This is a genomic window from Nonomuraea sp. NPDC049152 (assembly GCF_040648355.1).
Classification (GTDB): Bacteria; Actinomycetota; Actinomycetes; order Streptosporangiales; family Streptosporangiaceae; genus Nonomuraea.
Map to the genome: position 1 here is coordinate 280388 of NZ_JBEZDO010000007.1, position 16566 is coordinate 296953.

Consider the following 16566-nt stretch of genomic DNA (forward strand, 5'->3'; position numbering starts at 1 on the left):
GACTGGTAAGCGTGGATCGTGTGCTGTCGTTGGTGAAACGGGTGACTCTCGCGCTTGGGCGGGCCAGCCGTTCGACCGCGAGCGGCACCAAGCGGGCCGGGCTGGCCACGGCGCGAGGCACCAAGCGGGTCGGGCTCGCCACGGCGAGCGGCGCGCAGCGGGTCGGCCACGCGACGCGACGGCTGACGCACGCCCAGGGCGCCGACCGCACGGGTCTCGGCCGCCTCATCGAGCTGACGGCGGCCAACAGCGCGGGCGACTCGCTCATCACGCTGGCGCTGGCCGGCACCATCTTCTTCGGCCTGCCCGTGAACGAGGCGCGCGGCCAGGTGGCGCTCTACCTGGTCATCACGATGATCCCGTTCGCGGTGGTCGCGCCCTTCGTCGGGCCCGTGCTCGACAGGTTCAGGTCGGGCCGCCGCTACGTGATGGCGGGCACGCTGTTCGCCCGCGGTCTGCTCTGTTTCGCCATGGCAGCCGCGGTCGGGCCCGGCGACGTGCTGACGCTGTTCGCGGGCGCGCTCGGGGTGCTCGTCCTGTCCAAGGCGTACAACGTCTCCCGCGCGGCCATCATGCCGAGCGTGCTGCCCGCGGACATCACGCTGGTCAGCGCCAACGCGAGGGTCGCGTTGTTCTCGCTGGTGGCCGCGGGCATCGCGGTGCCGGTCGCGGCGGGCCTCACCGCGTGGCTCGGCGCCGCGTGGGTACTGCGCCTCGCGATGGTGGTCTTCCTGCTGCTCGGCGTCTTCGCCGTACGGCTGCCGCGCCACGTCGACTCCCCCGACCTGGAGGAAGAGGAGGACGAACGCGGCCGGCGGACGCGATGGAGGACCCTGCTCAACGTCGGCCCCGCCGTGACCGAGGCCATGCGGGCCAACGCCGCCATCCGCTTCTTCTCCGGCTTCCTGCTGTTCTACCTGCTCTTCCTGGTGCAGGACGGGCATCTGAAGGACCTGCCCACGACCACCACGATCGCGCTGCTGGCCGCGGCGGCGGGCCTCGGCGGCCTGGCGGGCGCGGCCGTCGCCAACTGGGCGCGCAACAACTCGCCCCAGCTCATCGTGCTGCTCACGCTGGCCGTGACGCTGGTGACGGCGGGCGTCACCGCGTTCCTCTTCGGCCTGTGGGCCGCGGTCGCGGTGGCCCTGGTCGCCGCCTTCGCACAGGAGCTCGGCAAGCTGGCCCTCGACGCGATCGTGCAGCGCGAGATCGGCGAGGAGGTGCGCTCGTCCACCTTCGGCGTGGTCGAGGCGCTGCTCCAGGTCGCCTGGGTGTTCGGCGGGCTGATCGGGCTGCTGGTCTCGGACTGGTCGGCGGGACCTGGCGGCCTCACGACGATGGCCGTGCTGCTCGCCCTCGCCCTCGGATCGCTACTCGTGCTCCGGAGGGCGAGGGTCAGGGCGCGCGACGCCAAGGTCAACGACGCCAAGGTGAACGACGCCGCGGCGGTCGAGGTCAAGGACCCGCCGCCCGCCCCGGACACCACCAAGCCGCTGACCAACCCGCACGGGTGATCAGTCGAGGTCGTCGGCGACCGCGCGCAGCACCGAGGCGACCTTCTTGGAGTGGGCGGGATCGGGCTGCTTACCCCGCTGGTAGGACTCGGAGATGACGTCGAGCAGCTTGATGAGGTCTTCGACGATCACGACCATCTCGTCGGGCTTCTTCCGCTTGCCCTTCGGCTTGGTCTTGGCCAGCGTCGGCGGCTGCTCGAGGATCCGCACCGACAGCGCCTGCTGTCCCCTGCGCCCCTCGGCCACGCCGAACTCGACCTTCTGGCCGGGCTTGAGCGGCTCCGCCCCAGTGGGAAGCGCGGAGGAATGCACGAAGACCTCACCGCCGTCGTCGCGGGTGAGGAAGCCGAAACCCTTGTCGGCGTCGTACCACTTGACCTTGCCACTCGGCACAGGGGGGACCTCGTTCATGCTGTCGGGAAAGATGAATGGAAGTAGGTTATGCCCAGCTGGCCCGGAGAGCGACCGGGTAAATCGGCATCTCTAATGAGAAACGTGCCCCTCGGCCCGCCACCCCACGCCTTCGGGCGCCGAGGTTCCTGGTGGCGGTCCATGTTGGACGTTTCTCATTAGTTCCAGGCGCCGAACCAGTCGGCGAACTCCGTCAGATCCGTCAGCGCCACATCGGCTCCGTGATCACGTAGCTCTCCCACTGTGTAAGGGCCCGTGGCGACCGTCACGCTGACGGCGCCTCCCGCTCGCGCCGCCTCGATGTCCGCGACGTGATCTCCAACATAGGCGGCGGCGCCGAAGCGCGCGAGTGCCGATCCCTTGTCGGCGCCGAACACCGATCCGACGATCTCGTCCACCTCGAAGCCGAGCAGCTCGACCGTGCTCGTGGCGTCGCGCACGTTCTTTCCCGTCACCACGATCACCCGCCCTCCGGCTTCCCTGACCGCCCGTACCGCGTCGTGGGCGCCGGACATGGCGGTGTGGACGGGAACGGCGACGTCCGGGTAGATCTGCCTGAACAGCGTGGCCGCCGCGGGCACCTCCTCGTGCGGCAGCCAGTTCGCCAGCTCGTGCTCCAGCGGAGGGCCGAGGCGAGTGATCACCGCCGCGCTGTCGATGGCGACGCCCAGCCGTACGGCGAGCTGGTCGTACACGGCCGCGATCCCCGACCTGGTGTCCGCCAATGTCATATCAAGGTCGAATCCCACTGATTTCCCCACCCGTGCAGAGTAACGGTCACTGGTATGGGACCGTTGAAGTGGGAAGAAAGGAATTACTTATCCAAGGGAGCGGCCATGGCGGAAAGTCAGGAGACGAGACCCCATCGCCCGGCACGACCGGCCGCCCAGAAAGCGGTGAGCGGGTGGCGGCGCGTGGCCGACTTCGCCGTGTGGGCCGTCAAGGTCGTCTCGCGGGTGGCCGCGCTCATTCTCGTTCTCTACATCGCTTTCAGGATCTTTCCCACGAATCCCGCCAACTCACTGGTCCAGTTCGTCGAGTCCTTCGCCACCTCGCTGTCGCTCGGCCTGTACGACCTGTTCAGGCTGGCGGACGCGCGCTGGCAGGTCCTGGTCAACTACGGCCTGGCCGCCCTGGTGTGGCTGATCATGGGGTCGGCCGTGGCGAGCCTGATCCGGCGCGCCACGCCGTAGCCACTATGGTCCATTCGGAGGTACTAAGAACGACATGACCAGATCGACGCGCGAGCGGATCGTCGACGAAGCCCTTCGGCTGTTCGCCGAGCGGGGCTACTCCGCCACCTCGGTGGCCGAGATCGAGGCCGCCGCCGGGCTGTCCCCAGGCGCGGGGGGCCTATACCGCCACTTCAAGTCGAAGTACGAGGTGCTCGCCGCCGCGATGCACGAGCACGCCGCGCGCACCAGCACCCAAGTGGCCGACAGCCTCGCCCAGCTCAGCAGCATGGAGTCCTCGGCCGACCTGGAGGAACGCCTGTCGCACCTGTGCAGGGCGGGCCTGGCGAAGGTGCGCGAGGAGAGCGAGCTGACCAGGGTGTTCTTCCGCGACCTGAGCCAGTTCCCCGAGCTGGTCGCGGTCGTGCGCGAGGGGCTGCTGCAGCCGATGTTCGACGCGATCACCTCGTGGTTCCGCGCCCAGCCCGAGTACGCCGAGGTCCAGGTCGACTGGACCGGCATCGGCGCGGTCCTCGGCGGCGCCGTCGTCCACTACCGGCTGTTCCAGGAGACGGTGGGAGAGTCACCGGGCCATGCGGAGAAGGACCAGTTCGTGGCCGCCTGGGTACGGCTGGCCGTCGGCCTGCTGCCCGCACCCGCACCGGTCAGTTGACATCCCACAGCCGGTAGGCGAGCCAGACCACGCCAAGTCCTGTGAAGATCATGAACATGATCCCGCTGACCGCGAAGAACTGCTCGACGAAGGCGTTGAACCCGCCTGCGCTCTCGGCCCGCAGGGCGCCGATCACCACCCCGCCCACGGCATAGCCGAAGAGCGGAGCGCCGCACCCGATCATCCGGTCCCTGAAGGACCAGCTGTCGCTCGTCAGGGCGGTCACCGCGCCGGCCGCCCACACGATCGCGGGCAGCTGGAAGATCGCGACGGCGGGCAGGCCGAACGGCACGAGCAGCGCCGCGAGCACGAGCAGCCCCAGCGCGAGGACCTCGCGCGGATAGCCCTTGACGAGGGTCCTGGCGTCCCTGCCGCCGCTCGCCATGGGGTTGGCCCTGGCCATCGCCGCCCTGCGCAGCCCCGCGAACGGCAGGCCGCGCTCCGTCCTCGAGGCCGCCTTGGCCAGTGCCGCCCGCCTGCTCCTCGCCACGCCGGGCGGCACGTCGTCCACGACGCGCGGGAAGACCGCCGTGTCCCTGCCGGCCGGCCGTACCTCGGGCTCGGCCCTGACCTTGGGCACCTCGGGCGCGCCGCTGAGCCTGCGCGCCTCCCTCTCGACGAGCTCGGCGGGGTCGCCGAACCTGGCCAGCACCTTGGCCACGGCCTTCGGGTCCTCGCTGCCCGCGCGCTCGGACTCGATGCGAGCCCTCAGCCGCTTGACGAAGTCGAGCCGGTGGTCCTGGCGCAACACGCCATGGGCGGCGTCCGCCGCCTTGCTGACGAAGTCCAGGACGAGCTGGTCGGCTCGCTCGATCACGCAAGCCATGCTGCCCGAATCCGCCGGAACATACCATTGCATTGATGGAGTTCACCCAGTGGATCAGGGAGCGCACCGACGAGCAGCTGGGTGCGCTCGTTTCGGCGCGCCCCGAGCTGATCACGCCGGTCCCCGCTCACCTGGAAGGGCTCGCCACGCGCGCGGGCAGCCCTTCGGCCATCGGCCGCGCGCTCGACAGGCTCGACAGGTTCGCGCTGGCCGTGGTGGAGACGCTGGCCGTGGCCGACTCCGTGGACAAGCCCGCGCTCCGCCGCCTGCTCGAAAGGGCCGTGGACGGCGAGGTCCCGCTCGACGACGCGCTCGACCGCCTCCGCACGCTCGCCTTGGTCTACGGGCCCGACGACGCGCCGGCGCTGGCCCCAGGCGTCCGCAAGGTGCTGGACGACCCCGCGGGGCTCGGCCCTCCCGTCGCGGAGGTGTTCCGGCACCACCCGCCCGAGCAACTGGAGGAGATCGCCGACGACATCGCCCCCGGCACCCAGGGAACGGGGAAGGAACGCCTCGCCGCCGCCATGGCCGAGCCGGGCAAACTGGTCGAGGAGGTCTCACCCCCTGCCAGGCAGGCATTGGAGGAGCTGGCGTGGGGTCCGCCGAGCGGCAGGGTGCCCAACGCCCGCCGCGCCGTCCGCGTCGGCACCGCCCGCTCGCCGATCGAGGAGCTGCTGGCCAGAGGACTGCTCGCGGCCACCGGCGAGGAGAGCGTGTCGCTGCCCCGCGAGGTCGGCCTGTACCTGCGCGAAGGGCGTGTGCACCGCGACCTGTCCCCCGTGCCGCCGCCGCTGGAGGGCGCCGAACGCTCCCGGCAGCTCGCCGACAGGACCGCCGCGGGCCAGGCGTTCGCGTTCGTCCGGGCCGTCGAGGAGCTGTGCGAGCGCTGGAGCCTCGACCCCCCTGGCGTGCTGCGCACCGGCGGCCTCGGCGTACGCGACCTCAAGCGGACCGCCACGCAGCTCGACCTGCCCGAGTGGGCCGCCGCGCTGGTCATCGAGGTGGCCTCCGCCGCCGGACTGATCGGCGCGGGCGGGAACGTCGACGGCGAGTGGCTGCCCACCCCTGCCTACGACACCTGGCGCGTCAGGCCGACCGAGGACCGCTGGGTCACGCTGGCCGGCACCTGGCTGCACACCGACCGCGTGCCCGGCATCGTGGGCGAGCGTGACGAGCGCGACCGCCTGCTCAACGCGCTCCACCCCGACCTGCGCCGCGCCTCCGCACCAGAGGTACGGCAGGCGACACTCCGCGTGCTGTCCGCCGCCCCCGGCCTCGCGCCCACCCGCGATTCGGTCCTGCGCCGCCTTGCGTGGGAGCAGCCCAGGCGGCGCGGCCCGCTGCGCGAGCAACTGACCGACTTCACGCTGCGCGAAGCCGAGCAGCTCGGATTCACCGGGCTCGGCCTGCTGTCCGCGCACGGCCGTGCCGTACTGACGGGCTCGGGTGAGGCCGCGGCCACCCTCGCCCCGCTGCTTCCCGAACCCGTCGACCACGTGCTGCTCCAGGCCGACCTCACCGCCGTCGCGCCGGGACCGCTCACCAGCGAGCTGGCACGCTGGCTGACGCTCGCCGCCGACGTGGAGTCCACGGGAGGGGCGACCGTCTACCGGTTCGGCGAAGCCTCCATCAGGCGGGCGCTCGACGCGGGACAGGGCGCCGACGAGCTGCTGTCCATGCTCACCCGCCACTCCGCCACCCCCGTGCCGCAGCCGCTGTCCTACCTGGTGGCCGACGTGGCGCGCAGGCACGGCAGGATGCGCGTCGGTACGGCCTCCGCCTACATCCGCAGTGACGACCCTTCCATGCTCGACCAGCTCATCGCCGACCGGCGTTCGACGCCGCTGCGGCTGCGGCGGCTCGCCCCCACGGTCATCGCCTCCCGCACCTCCAGGGCGGCGCTGGTCGACTCGCTGCGGGCGATGGGGTTCGCGCCCGTCGCCGAGTCGCTCGAGGGGGACGTCATCGTCACCCAGCTCGACGCCAGGCGCACCGAGGGCCTGCCCGTCGCCAGGACGCTGTCGTCGTTCAACGGGCTCGACCCGGACGTGGTGGCGGCCGCCGTACGGGCCATGCGGGCCGGCGACGCGCGCCGCACCCCGCTGGACGCGCCCGACGGATCGGTGCCCCGCGGTCCCGCGACCGCCACGATCTCGGCCCTGCAGGACGCGATCCGTCAGGGGGTGCGGGTGTGGATCGGGTACCTCGACTCCCAGGGCAACGCCACCAGCCGCATCCTGGAGCCCGCGCGGATGGAGGGCGGCTACCTGACCGCCTACGACGAGACACGCGCGGCGGTCCACCGCTTCGCCCTCCACCGCATCACCGGAGTCGCCACCGTCAGCTGAACCCTCGTGAGGGCAGGCTTCCGTGGAAGGGTCCGACGGTCTCGGGTCAGCGCCAATCGCCCGTCTCCGGTTGACTCCACCCCCGTGTGCCGATCAACGTGAAGGCGTGACGAACCACACGCTGGGACGCCTGGCAGAGGAGTCGTGGGCCCGCTTCGACGACCATGACGCGGTCTTCTACGAAGGCGTCTGGCACCGCAGTCACGCCCTCGCCGAACGCGCCAGGCGCGTCACGGGCGGCCTGATCCGGGCAGGCGTACGTCCAGGCGACCGTGTGGTCGTGATGATGGTGACCGGCCCCGACGTCCCCATCGTCTACCAGGCCGTCTGGGCGGCGGGCGCGGTCGTGACCCCCGTGGTGTTCCTGGTCGGCGTGGAAGAGCTGCGCCACATCGTCACCGACAGCGGTGCCACCGCGATCGTGACCTCCGCCGAGCTGCTCGACACCGTCCACGCCGCCGAACCGCGGATCCCGATATTTGTGGATACGGGGGAGCTGGCCGAGGCCGCCGAGCACGGACCCGTGCCCAGGGATCCCGGCGACCTGGCCGCCGTCATGTACACGGGCGGCACCACCGGCAGGGCCAAGGGTGTCATGCTCAGCCACGCCGGCCTGTGGCAGGTCGCGAAGGACGCCTTCGACCTGGCCTACCAGCCGGGCGTCACCAGGGCGATCGTCCCCGTCCCTCTATCCCACGCCTACGGCCTGATCGTGTCGATCGCGGGACTGCACGCCGAGGAGCCGCAGCAGGCCGTGCTCATGCGCTGGTTCGACCCCAAGGCGTTCCTGCAGCTGGCCGCCGAGCAGCGCGTGCAGTACGGCACCGTCGTCCCCTCCATGCTGCAGATGCTGCTCGCCGAGCCGCTCGAGGACACCCCGCTGCCCGACCTGCGCCATCTGACCTGCGGCGCGGCCCCGCTGAGCCGCGCGGTGCTGGAGGAGTTCGAACGGCGGATGCCGGGCGTGCAGATCCTGGAGGGCTACGGCCTGACCGAGACCAGCGCCGTCACCACCTTCAACCCGCCGGGCAGGCGCAAGCCGGGCAGCGTCGGCCTCCCGCTCCCCGGCTACACGATCACGATCAGGGACGACGGAGGCGAGGACGTGGAGGCGGGCGACATCGGCGAGATCTGCGTCGCCGGCGAGTCGCTGATGCTCGGCTACTGGGGCGGCCTCGGCTCCCCCATCGTGGACGGCGAGCTGCGCACGGGCGACATCGGCTGTCTCGACGACGACGGCTACCTGTACGTCGTCGACAGGAAGAAGGACCTGATCATCAGGGGCGGCTTCAACGTCTTCCCCCGCGACGTCGAGGACGCGCTGAACGCCCATCCATCGGTCGCGATGTCGGGCGTGGTGGGCCGTCCCGACCCTGTGCACGGCGAGGAGGTCGTGGCCTTCGTCCAGCTGGCCCCCGGAGGCACGGCCACCGCCGACGAGCTCATCGTGTGGGCGAGGGAGCGCGTCGGCAGGGTGAAGTACCCGCGAGAGATTCATTTCACCGACCACATCCCCGTGACCAGCGTGCTCAAGCTCGATCGCAAGGCCCTGCGTGCCCGTCTGGCCTAAAAGTCGCCTCATTTCATGATATCTGTTGACACGGTCAGTGAGCGAAAAGGTGACACAGTGAGCAGCGGTTACGACAGTTCAGGCGAGCAGAGCCCCTACGGCCAGCAGCAGCCGTACGGCTCGCCGTACAACCAGAGCGGTGGCCAGACCCCCTACGGCCCGCCGTACGGCCAGCAGCAGCCCGGTTACGGCTACGGTTACCCTCCACCCCAGCAGGGCCCGCGCACGCACGCCATCGTGGCGCTCGTCATCAGCATCGTGCTCGCGCTCAGCTGCTACGTCACCCCCGGCGGCATCGCCGGCGCGATCCTGGCGGGCATCGCGCTCGGACAGGTCGACACCATGCCCGACAAGGCGCGCAACCTGCTCAAATGGACATGGATCAGCATCGGCATCAACGTGGTGCTGATCATTCTGGGTGTCGCGGTGGTCATCGCCCTCGGAGTATCCGGGAATCTGGACTAACCGTCGGTCTCCGGGTGTTGGATATGCGGTAGCCGTACCGACCCCGGAGAGAAGCCTGTGAACGACGGCCCATTGATCGTCCAATCCGACAAGACCTTGCTGCTCGAGGTCGACCACGAACGGGCCGACGAGTGTCGCAAGGCGATCGCGCCCTTCGCCGAGCTGGAGCGCGCTCCCGAGCACGTCCACACCTACCGCGTCACGCCGCTGGCCCTGTGGAACGCGCGAGCGGCCGGTCATGACGCCGAGCAGGTCATCGACGCGTTGATCGGATTCAGCCGCTATCCGGTCCCCCACGCGCTGCTCGTCGACGTGGCCGAGACGATGGCCCGCTACGGCAGGCTGCGGCTGGAGAAGGACCCGGCCAACGGCCTGGTCCTGACCTCCACCGACCGCGCGGTGCTCGAGGAGGTGCTGCGCTCGAAGAAGATCCAGCCGATGCTGGGCGAGCGCATCGGCGGCGACTCGGTCGCCGTGCACCCGAGCGAGCGCGGCAACATCAAGCAGGCGCTGCTCAAGCTCGGCTGGCCGGCCGAGGACCTGGCGGGCTACGTCGACGGCGAGAGCCACTCGATCAAGCTGCTGCAGGACGGCTGGACGCTGCGCCCCTATCAGCAGGAGGCTGCCGACGCCTTCTGGCACGGCGGCTCGGGCGTGGTCGTGCTGCCATGTGGCGCGGGCAAGACGATCGTCGGCGCGGCCGCGATGGCCCACGCCGAGGCCACGACGCTGATCCTGGTCACCAACACGGTCTCCGCCCACCAGTGGAAGCAGGAGCTGCTCAAGCGCACCTCGCTCACCGAGGACGAGATCGGCGAGTACTCCGGCAGTAAGAAGGAGATCCGCCCCGTCACCATCGCCACCTACCAGGTGATGACGACCAAGCGGAAGGGTGTCTACGCCCACCTGGAGCTGTTCGACGCCCGCGACTGGGGCCTCATCGTCTACGACGAGGTGCACCTGCTCCCCGCGCCGATCTTCAGGATGACCGCCGATCTGCAGGCTCGCCGCCGGGTCGGGCTCACCGCGACGCTCGTGCGCGAGGACGGCCGCGAGGGTGACGTGTTCTCCCTCATCGGTCCCAAGCGCTACGACGCGCCGTGGAAGGAGATGGAGAACCAGGGCTGGATCGCGCCCGCCGACTGCGTCGAGGTGCGGGTCACGCTGTCCGACGAGGAGCGCCTGGCCTACGCGATGGCCGAGTCGGAGGAGCGCTACAGGTTCGCCGCGACCACGCCGTCCAAGACGCGGGTGACCGAGGCCCTGGTCAGAAGGCACCTCGGCGAACAGGTGCTGGTCATCGGCCAGTACATCGACCAGCTCGACGAGCTGGCCGAGCACCTCAACGCGCCGGTCATCAAGGGCGAGACGCGGATCAAGGAGCGGGAGCGGCTGTTCCAGGCCTTCCGCGACAAGGAGCTGCAGGTGCTCGTCGTCTCCAAGGTGGCCAACTTCTCCATCGACCTGCCGGAGGCGGCCGTCGCCATCCAGGTGTCGGGGACGTTCGGGTCACGGCAGGAGGAGGCGCAGCGGCTCGGCAGGGTGCTGCGGCCCAAGGCCGACGGCGGGGGCGCGCGCTTCTACACCGTGGTCAGCCGGGACACGGTCGACCAGGAGTTCGCCGCGCACCGGCAGCGGTTCCTGGCCGAGCAGGGCTACGCCTATCAGATCATCGACGCCGACGACGTCCACCAGTGAAAAGGCTCGCGCGAAAGCCCTCGCGCGAGCCGTACAGTTAGGTCCACGAAACCCCGCGGGCCTTGAACAATCGGACCACCCCCTCACCGGCGAAAGCTGTCGCGATGCGACATACCCCCATGATCCGTCGAATCCACCGGACATGCCCGGATTTTTCGGTTTTTGGGGATCGATTACCGGGACAGCATCCCGCCGACGAAGAGCACGCCCTCGGCGACCAGCCACGCGACCACCGCGCCGCCGATCAGCACGGCGAACCTGGCGGGGAACACCCACGCGCCAACCGTGAGCAGGGCCGCCAGCATCGCGAACCATCCTGACAGGGTGGAGGCGCCGTCGAGCCGCTCCGCGCACGCCGCGGAGGTCTCGCCGTCGGTGCAGAACGCCTCGAGCCCCCAGCCGGCGAAGACCGACAGCCCCCACAGGGCCGCCAGCAGGAGGCTGGCGACCGTCGGGATGACTGGGGAGATCCTCACGCTGCCTCCTGGTTAATCGATTGGAAGCTCCCGAGCCCGGGGGTAAGCTCAACGGTTCGCTGCCTTGTCTACCACCTCCGTTGACGAATGGGGAGGCGCTTTCGCGTGCCCGGAAACCAGTTGGCCCCTGACATACCCACCGATGTGCTCGCCGCCGAGCGAGCCCATCTGGCCGAATCCCGCTCGGCGCTGAAGGCGATGCGCGAGCACGCCCAGTCGCTGTCGGCCGACGCGGCCGGTGACTGGGTCTCGCAGCAGATCCTGCAGTCGTTGCTCGATCAGCGTGTCGCGGCGCTCGCCGACCATCCCGACACGCCCCTGTTCTTCGGCAGGCTCGACAGGGGAGATCATGACGACCTTCCCGGCGTCATCTACGTCGGCCGCCGCCACGTCCACGACGGCGCCAGCCGCCCGCTGGTCATCGACTGGCGCGCGCCCGTCTCGCGCGCCTTCTACCAGGCCAGCCCCACCGACCCCATGGGCGTCGTACGGCGGCGCCGCTTCGGCTACCACGGCGGCGACCTGACCGCCTTCGAGGACGAGCCCCTCGACGAGGGCGCCGACTTCGGCCCCTCGAAGATCCTCACCGAGGAGATCGAGCGCCCCCGCACCGGCCCCATGCGCGACATCGTGGCCACCATCCAGCCCGACCAGGACGAGATCGTCCGCGCCGCGCTGACCCAGACTGTCTGCGTCCAGGGCGCTCCCGGCACCGGGAAGACCGCCGTCGGCCTGCACCGCGCCGCCTACCTGCTCTTCACCCACCGCGAGAAGCTCGCCCGCGCGGGCGTCATGATCGTCGGCCCGAACAAGGCGTTCCTGTCCTACATCTCCTCCGTGCTGCCCGCCCTCGGCGAGGTCAAGGTCGACCAGACCACGGTCGCCGAGCTGCTCGGCGAGCACGACGCCGTCGAGGACCCGCTCGTGGCCGCCGTCAAGGGCGACGCCCGCATGGCAAAGGTGCTGGAGCGCGCGCTCTGGCTGCACATCGTCAAACCCGCCGAGGGCCTGGTCTACACCAGGGGCGTCCACCGCTTCAGGGTCGCCGACTACGAGGTGCGCGAGATGGTGGCCTCCCTGCGCGGCACCACGCGGTACGGCCCCGGCCGCGCCGCCCTCGCCCAGCGGCTGGCCCACCAGGTGCTGGTCCGCATGGAGCAGCGCGGCGACTCGCCAGACGACAGGGTCCAGGACGCGGTGGCCAGATCGAAGCCGGTCAAGCAACTGGTCGACTCGGTGTGGCCGAAGCTGACGCCCGCCCAGGTGCTCTTCCGCCTGCTGTCGGACGCCGAGTTCCTCGCCTCGGCCGCGAGGTCCGAACTGTCGGCCGACGAGCAGGAGACCCTGCTGTGGCGCAAGCCGTACCGGTCGTGGAAGTCGGCCAAGTGGTCGGCCGCCGATGCCGCGCTGCTGGACGAGCTCGGCGACCTCATCGAGCGGACGACCTCTCTCGGCCACCTGGTCGTCGACGAGGCTCAGGACCTGTCGGAGATGCAGCTGCGGGCGCTCGGCCGGCGTTGCCGCACGGGGTCGGCCACCGTACTCGGCGACCTCGCCCAGGGCACCACGCCGTGGTCGACCCGTTCGTGGGCGACCGTGCTCGAACACCTGGGCCAGGACTCCGGCGAGGTCACCGAGCTCACGCTCGGCTTCCGCGTGCCCCGCGAGGTGCTCGACTACGCCGCCCAGCTGCTGCCCTCCATCGCCCCCGACCTGGCCGCCCCGCGCTCCCTTCGCCCCGGGCAGGGCTCGCTGACGGTACGGCCGGGCGGCGAGGTCGTCGACGCGGTCCGCGACGCGCTCGCCAGGGAGGGCTCGATCGGCGTCATCGTCCCTGACGCCATGGCCGACTCGGTCTCGCGGTCACTCGACGGCATCCCGCACGCCGTCCTCGGGCCGGACTCGACCGAGGAGCACCGGCTGCTGGTGATCCCCGCCACGCTGGCCAAGGGTCTGGAGTACGACCACGTCATCGTCGTGGAGCCCGCGGACATCGTCGAGGCCGAGCCGCGCGGCCTGGCCAGGCTCTACGTGGTGCTCACCCGTGCGGTCACCTCACTGACCGTCCTGCACGCCAAGCCGCTTCCCGCCCAGCTCGCGTGACCTTCTCGGGGGTAGGGGCACCGGTCCGCTGCCCCCGAGAAGTCGCACCTCGTCAGGCACCGAGCCGGCTTGCCGTACAGAGTCAGCAGGCTATGAGCCGCACCCTGTCACCGCACAGACGGGCCATGTCCTCAAGATCCGAGGTCAGCATCGCCACGGGACCACGCTGGCGAAGAGCCATCTCCGCGACGGTCGCGTCGATGGCGTATTTGTGCCCGTGCAGACCCGCCGCCTTGAGGAGGCTCGCCGACTTCTTGGCCGTCCGCTCGGTGACCGGCTCCACCCGAACTCTGGACAGCACCCATTGCAGCCGTGACAGGTTCACCTGGGAATGAGCGACCTCCACGATGGTGTTGGCGCTGATCACGAAATCACTTCCCATCCCATGGAAGGCCTGCAGGACGGCGAGGTGTTTCCGATCCTGAGCGATCCAGGCGGACAACCCTTCGGAGTCGAAGACGACGGTCTCGATGTGCCCGATCACGCCGACGATTCCCCGGAGCCGCCGAAGATCCTCGCGTAGGCCGCAGCCAGCTCCTCCTCGCTGAACTCGCCATGCTCGTCCTGATAGCGCCGCAGGTCGGCGCCGAGGAGTTGGTGCCTGATCTGGCGGGCCACCGCTTCGGCCACATAGCCGGAGACATTGTCGGTGAGCTTCTTCAATTCCGCCACTTGTTCGGAGGGCAGGGTGACGGTGATACGCGTCGTGTCGGCCACCCGTTCAGCATACTGCAGTATGCAGCTACTCCCATGCAAAAAGGGACGGCCGCCCGCGAACGGGTGCCGCCCCTTCTGGCTTGGGCAGGACTTAGAAGTCCATGTCCCCGCCGCCGGGCATGCCCGCCGGAGCAGCCGGGTTCTTCTCCGGCTTCTCGGCGATGACAGCCTCGGTGGTGAGGAACAGCGCCGCGATGGAGGCGGCGTTCTGCAGCGCGGAGCGCGTCACCTTGGCCGGGTCGAGAATGCCCGCCTCGAACATGTTGACGTACTCGCCGGTCGCGGCGTTGAGGCCCTCACCTGGGGTCAGGTTGCGGACCTTCTCCACCACGACGCCGCCCTCGAGGCCGGCGTTGATCGCGATCTGCTTCAGCGGCTCCTCAAGAGCCTTGCGCACGATCGCCGCACCGGTGGCCTCGTCGCCCGACAGCTCGAGCTTGTCGAACGCCTTGGTGCCGGCCTGCAGCAGCGCCACGCCACCGCCGGGGACGATGCCCTCCTCGACGGCCGCCTTCGCGTTGCGAACGGCGTCCTCGATGCGGTGCTTGCGCTCCTTGAGCTCGACCTCGGTCGCGGCACCCGCCTTGATGACGGCGACGCCACCGGCGAGCTTGGCCAGGCGCTCCTGGAGCTTCTCGCGGTCGTAGTCGGAGTCGGTGCGCTCGATCTCGGCGCGGATCTCGTTGACCCGGCCGGCGATCTGCTCGGCGTCACCGGCACCGTCGACGATGGTGGTCTCGTCCTTGGTGACGACGATCTTGCGGGCGCGGCCCAGCAGGTCGAGGGTGGCGGACTCGAGCTTGAGGCCGACCTCCTCGGAGACGACCTGACCGCCGGTCAGGGTCGCGATGTCGCCCAGCATGGCCTTGCGACGGTCACCGAAGCCCGGGGCCTTGACGGCCACGGAGCGGAACAGGCCGCGGATCTTGTTGACGACCAGGGTGGCCAGGGCCTCGCCCTCGATGTCCTCGGCGATGATCAGCAGCGGCTTGCCGGACTGCACGACCTTGTCGAGCAGGGGCAGCAGGTCCTTGTTCGCCGAGACCTTCGAGTTGACGATGAGGATGTAGGGGTCCTCGAGGACCGCCTCCATGCGCTCGGGGTCGGTCACGAAGTAACCGGAGACGTAGCCCTTGTCGAAGCGCATGCCCTCGGTGAGCTCGAGCTCGAGGCCGAAGGTGTTGCTCTCCTCGACGGTGATGACGCCTTCCTTGCCAACCTTGTCCATCGCCTCGGCGATGAGGTTGCCGATCTCGACGTCACCGGCGGAGATGGAGGCGGTCGAAGCGATCTGCTCCTTGGTCTCCACGTCCTTGGCGAGCTTGGAGAGCTCCTCGCTGACGCGCTCGACGGCGGCCTCGATGCCCTTCTTCAGGGACATCGGGTTGGCGCCGGCGGCGACGTTGCGAAGGCCCTCACGAACCAGCGCCTGGGCGAGCACGGTGGCGGTGGTGGTGCCGTCACCCGCGACGTCGTCCGTCTTCTTGGCGACTTCCTTGACCAGCTCAGCGCCGATCTTCTCCCACGGGTCCTCGAGCTCGATCTCCTTGGCGATGGATACACCATCGTTGGTGATCGTGGGAGCGCCCCACTTCTTCTCCAGCACGACGTTTCGGCCCTTGGGGCCGAGGGTCACCTTGACGGCGTCGGCGAGCTGGTTCATACCGCGCTCGAGACCGCGCCGGGCGTCCTCGTCAAACGCGATCATCTTGGCTGCCATAAGGCTAGACCTCCCAGATGCAGGGTGGCTTTCAGCGGACCGAGCCGACGCCCGCGACGGCATGGGCCCGACTCCATTCGGCGGACCCCATCGTCTCGATCCCAGTGTCTGGCACTCTCATAACGAGAGTGCCAACGAACTGTTTAGCACTCTACCCTGCCGAGTGCAAGCCAGACGGCTTTCCGCGCAGGTCAGCCCAGCATGTTGGTCATCATCAAGACCTGTTCCCTGGTTGGCCCCGCGCCTACCACGTCATCACGCGGAGATTCGGTCTCGCCCTCAGGCAGCACCCGCGCGGGCGGGTCCGACCGACGTCCCACGGCCCCAGAGTACGGCGGGCAGGCCCGATCGGCTCACGCGGATCAGGCCTGCCGAGTCGACGAAAAAGGACATGACAGATCCTCACGGACTGCGCTCCGTGTGAGCTGCCGGTTCTTGATGGTTCAGACCGTCCTGACGGATTCCGCCTGGGGACCCTTCTGGCCCTGGGTGATCTCGAACTCGACCCGCTGGCCCTGTTCGAGTGACCGATAGCCATCCATCATGATCGCTGAGTAATGGACAAAAACATCCTTACCACCGTCTACCGCGATGAAGCCGTAGCCCTTGTCCGCGTTGAACCACTTGACGGTGCCCTGCGCCACTTCCGACTCCTCTTACTTGGCTCTGGACCCCGCCCATTCACTCGCGAGATCCGCGATCGGCGCGACTTATGGGGAAATCAGCCGCACGATCGCCCTCGACCATACCTGTGGCATGCCGTAGAACAACAGAGTCAATCGCCAAACTACTTCTTGGCGTTCGCGGAGGCATTCTTGTAGTCGCGGAAAGGTTAGTTAAATATTCCACTTTCTTGCGAAAAGGCCGGCCGTA

General features: G+C 69.5%; 16 protein-coding genes. 8 read left to right on the top strand and 8 right to left on the bottom strand.

Annotated features, from left to right (window positions below):
- Positions 1-41: 41 nt before the first annotated feature.
- Entirely contained in the window at positions 42-1514 is a 1473-nt protein-coding gene (locus AB0B45_RS16250; protein ID WP_358130961.1) for an MFS transporter, read from the top strand.
- On the opposite strand, the gene AB0B45_RS16255 is transcribed toward AB0B45_RS16250, so the two are convergent.
- Complete coding sequence (locus tag AB0B45_RS16255) at positions 1515-1907, bottom strand: cold-shock protein (protein ID WP_358131093.1); 393 nt, start codon at positions 1905-1907, stop codon at positions 1515-1517. It lies immediately after the preceding gene.
- Between the two features lie 176 nt (positions 1908-2083).
- A complete protein-coding gene (locus AB0B45_RS16260) occupies positions 2084-2686 on the bottom strand; it encodes an HAD hydrolase-like protein (protein ID WP_358130964.1) in 603 nt (200 codons plus the stop codon).
- Between the two features lie 153 nt (positions 2687-2839).
- Here AB0B45_RS16260 and AB0B45_RS16265 point away from each other — a divergent pair, with 153 nt between their 5' ends.
- Positions 2840-3118 (top strand): hypothetical protein, encoded by a 279-nt coding sequence (locus AB0B45_RS16265; RefSeq protein ID WP_358130967.1) that lies wholly within the window; start codon positions 2840-2842, stop codon positions 3116-3118.
- A gap of 34 nt (positions 3119-3152) precedes the next feature.
- Complete coding sequence (locus tag AB0B45_RS16270) at positions 3153-3770, top strand: helix-turn-helix domain-containing protein (protein WP_358130970.1); 618 nt, start codon at positions 3153-3155, stop codon at positions 3768-3770.
- On the opposite strand, the gene AB0B45_RS16275 is transcribed toward AB0B45_RS16270, so the two are convergent.
- Positions 3763-4587, bottom strand: a complete 825-nt coding sequence (locus AB0B45_RS16275) for a hypothetical protein (RefSeq protein ID WP_358130973.1) — start codon at positions 4585-4587, stop codon at positions 3763-3765. The two genes, AB0B45_RS16270 and AB0B45_RS16275, sit on opposite strands and share 8 nt — an antisense overlap.
- A gap of 44 nt (positions 4588-4631) precedes the next feature.
- Between AB0B45_RS16275 and AB0B45_RS16280 the strand changes: the two genes are divergently transcribed.
- The 4 genes from AB0B45_RS16280 (at position 4632) to AB0B45_RS16295 (ending at position 10677) form a co-directional block, all read left to right on the top strand.
- Positions 4632-6944: a helicase C-terminal domain-containing protein gene (locus AB0B45_RS16280; RefSeq protein ID WP_358130976.1), complete on the top strand. Its 2313-nt coding sequence runs from the start codon at positions 4632-4634 to the stop codon at positions 6942-6944.
- A 106-nt stretch (positions 6945-7050) separates the two neighbouring features.
- Complete coding sequence (locus tag AB0B45_RS16285) at positions 7051-8514, top strand: AMP-binding protein (RefSeq protein WP_358130979.1); 1464 nt, start codon at positions 7051-7053, stop codon at positions 8512-8514.
- A gap of 57 nt (positions 8515-8571) precedes the next feature.
- Complete coding sequence (locus tag AB0B45_RS16290) at positions 8572-8979, top strand: hypothetical protein (RefSeq protein WP_358130982.1); 408 nt, start codon at positions 8572-8574, stop codon at positions 8977-8979.
- Between the two features lie 57 nt (positions 8980-9036).
- The gene (locus AB0B45_RS16295) at positions 9037-10677 is read left to right on the top strand and encodes a DNA repair helicase XPB (protein ID WP_358130985.1); all 1641 of its coding nucleotides are present in this window, start codon (positions 9037-9039) and stop codon (positions 10675-10677) included.
- 173 nt (positions 10678-10850) lie between these two features.
- Here AB0B45_RS16295 and AB0B45_RS16300 read toward each other — a convergent pair whose 3' ends face one another.
- Positions 10851-11153, bottom strand: a complete 303-nt coding sequence (locus AB0B45_RS16300; RefSeq protein WP_358130988.1) for a hypothetical protein — start codon at positions 11151-11153, stop codon at positions 10851-10853.
- A gap of 87 nt (positions 11154-11240) precedes the next feature.
- On the opposite strand from AB0B45_RS16300, the gene AB0B45_RS16305 reads away from it, so the two are divergent.
- Positions 11241-13256 (top strand): AAA family ATPase, encoded by a 2016-nt coding sequence (locus AB0B45_RS16305; RefSeq protein WP_358130989.1) that lies wholly within the window; start codon positions 11241-11243, stop codon positions 13254-13256.
- Between the two features lie 82 nt (positions 13257-13338).
- Here AB0B45_RS16305 and AB0B45_RS16310 read toward each other — a convergent pair whose 3' ends face one another.
- From AB0B45_RS16310 to AB0B45_RS16325, 4 genes are all read right to left on the bottom strand, one after another.
- Positions 13339-13740, bottom strand: a complete 402-nt coding sequence (locus tag AB0B45_RS16310; RefSeq protein ID WP_358130992.1) for a PIN domain-containing protein — start codon at positions 13738-13740, stop codon at positions 13339-13341.
- Positions 13737-13973 (bottom strand): type II toxin-antitoxin system CcdA family antitoxin, encoded by a 237-nt coding sequence (locus tag AB0B45_RS16315; protein WP_358130995.1) that lies wholly within the window; start codon positions 13971-13973, stop codon positions 13737-13739. The genes AB0B45_RS16310 and AB0B45_RS16315 overlap by 4 nt, the downstream gene beginning before the upstream one ends.
- Positions 13974-14064: 91 nt before the next feature.
- Positions 14065-15693: a chaperonin GroEL gene (groL, locus tag AB0B45_RS16320; RefSeq protein WP_358130998.1), complete on the bottom strand. Its 1629-nt coding sequence runs from the start codon at positions 15691-15693 to the stop codon at positions 14065-14067.
- A gap of 443 nt (positions 15694-16136) precedes the next feature.
- Complete coding sequence (locus AB0B45_RS16325) at positions 16137-16337, bottom strand: cold-shock protein (RefSeq protein WP_106250594.1); 201 nt, start codon at positions 16335-16337, stop codon at positions 16137-16139.
- Between the last annotated feature and the right edge of the window lie 229 nt (positions 16338-16566).

Excerpts from the sequence above, each read along its gene's own strand:
- AB0B45_RS16270 (WP_358130970.1), top strand. The coding sequence starts at position 3,153 with ATGACCAGATCGACGCGCGAGCGGATCGTCGACGAAGCCCTTCGGCTG.
- AB0B45_RS16305 (WP_358130989.1), top strand. The coding sequence starts at position 11,241 with ATGGGGAGGCGCTTTCGCGTGCCCGGAAACCAGTTGGCCCCTGACATA.
- AB0B45_RS16280 (WP_358130976.1), top strand. The coding sequence starts at position 4,632 with ATGGAGTTCACCCAGTGGATCAGGGAGCGCACCGACGAGCAGCTGGGT.
- groL (WP_358130998.1), bottom strand. The coding sequence starts at position 15,693 with ATGGCAGCCAAGATGATCGCGTTTGACGAGGACGCCCGGCGCGGTCTC.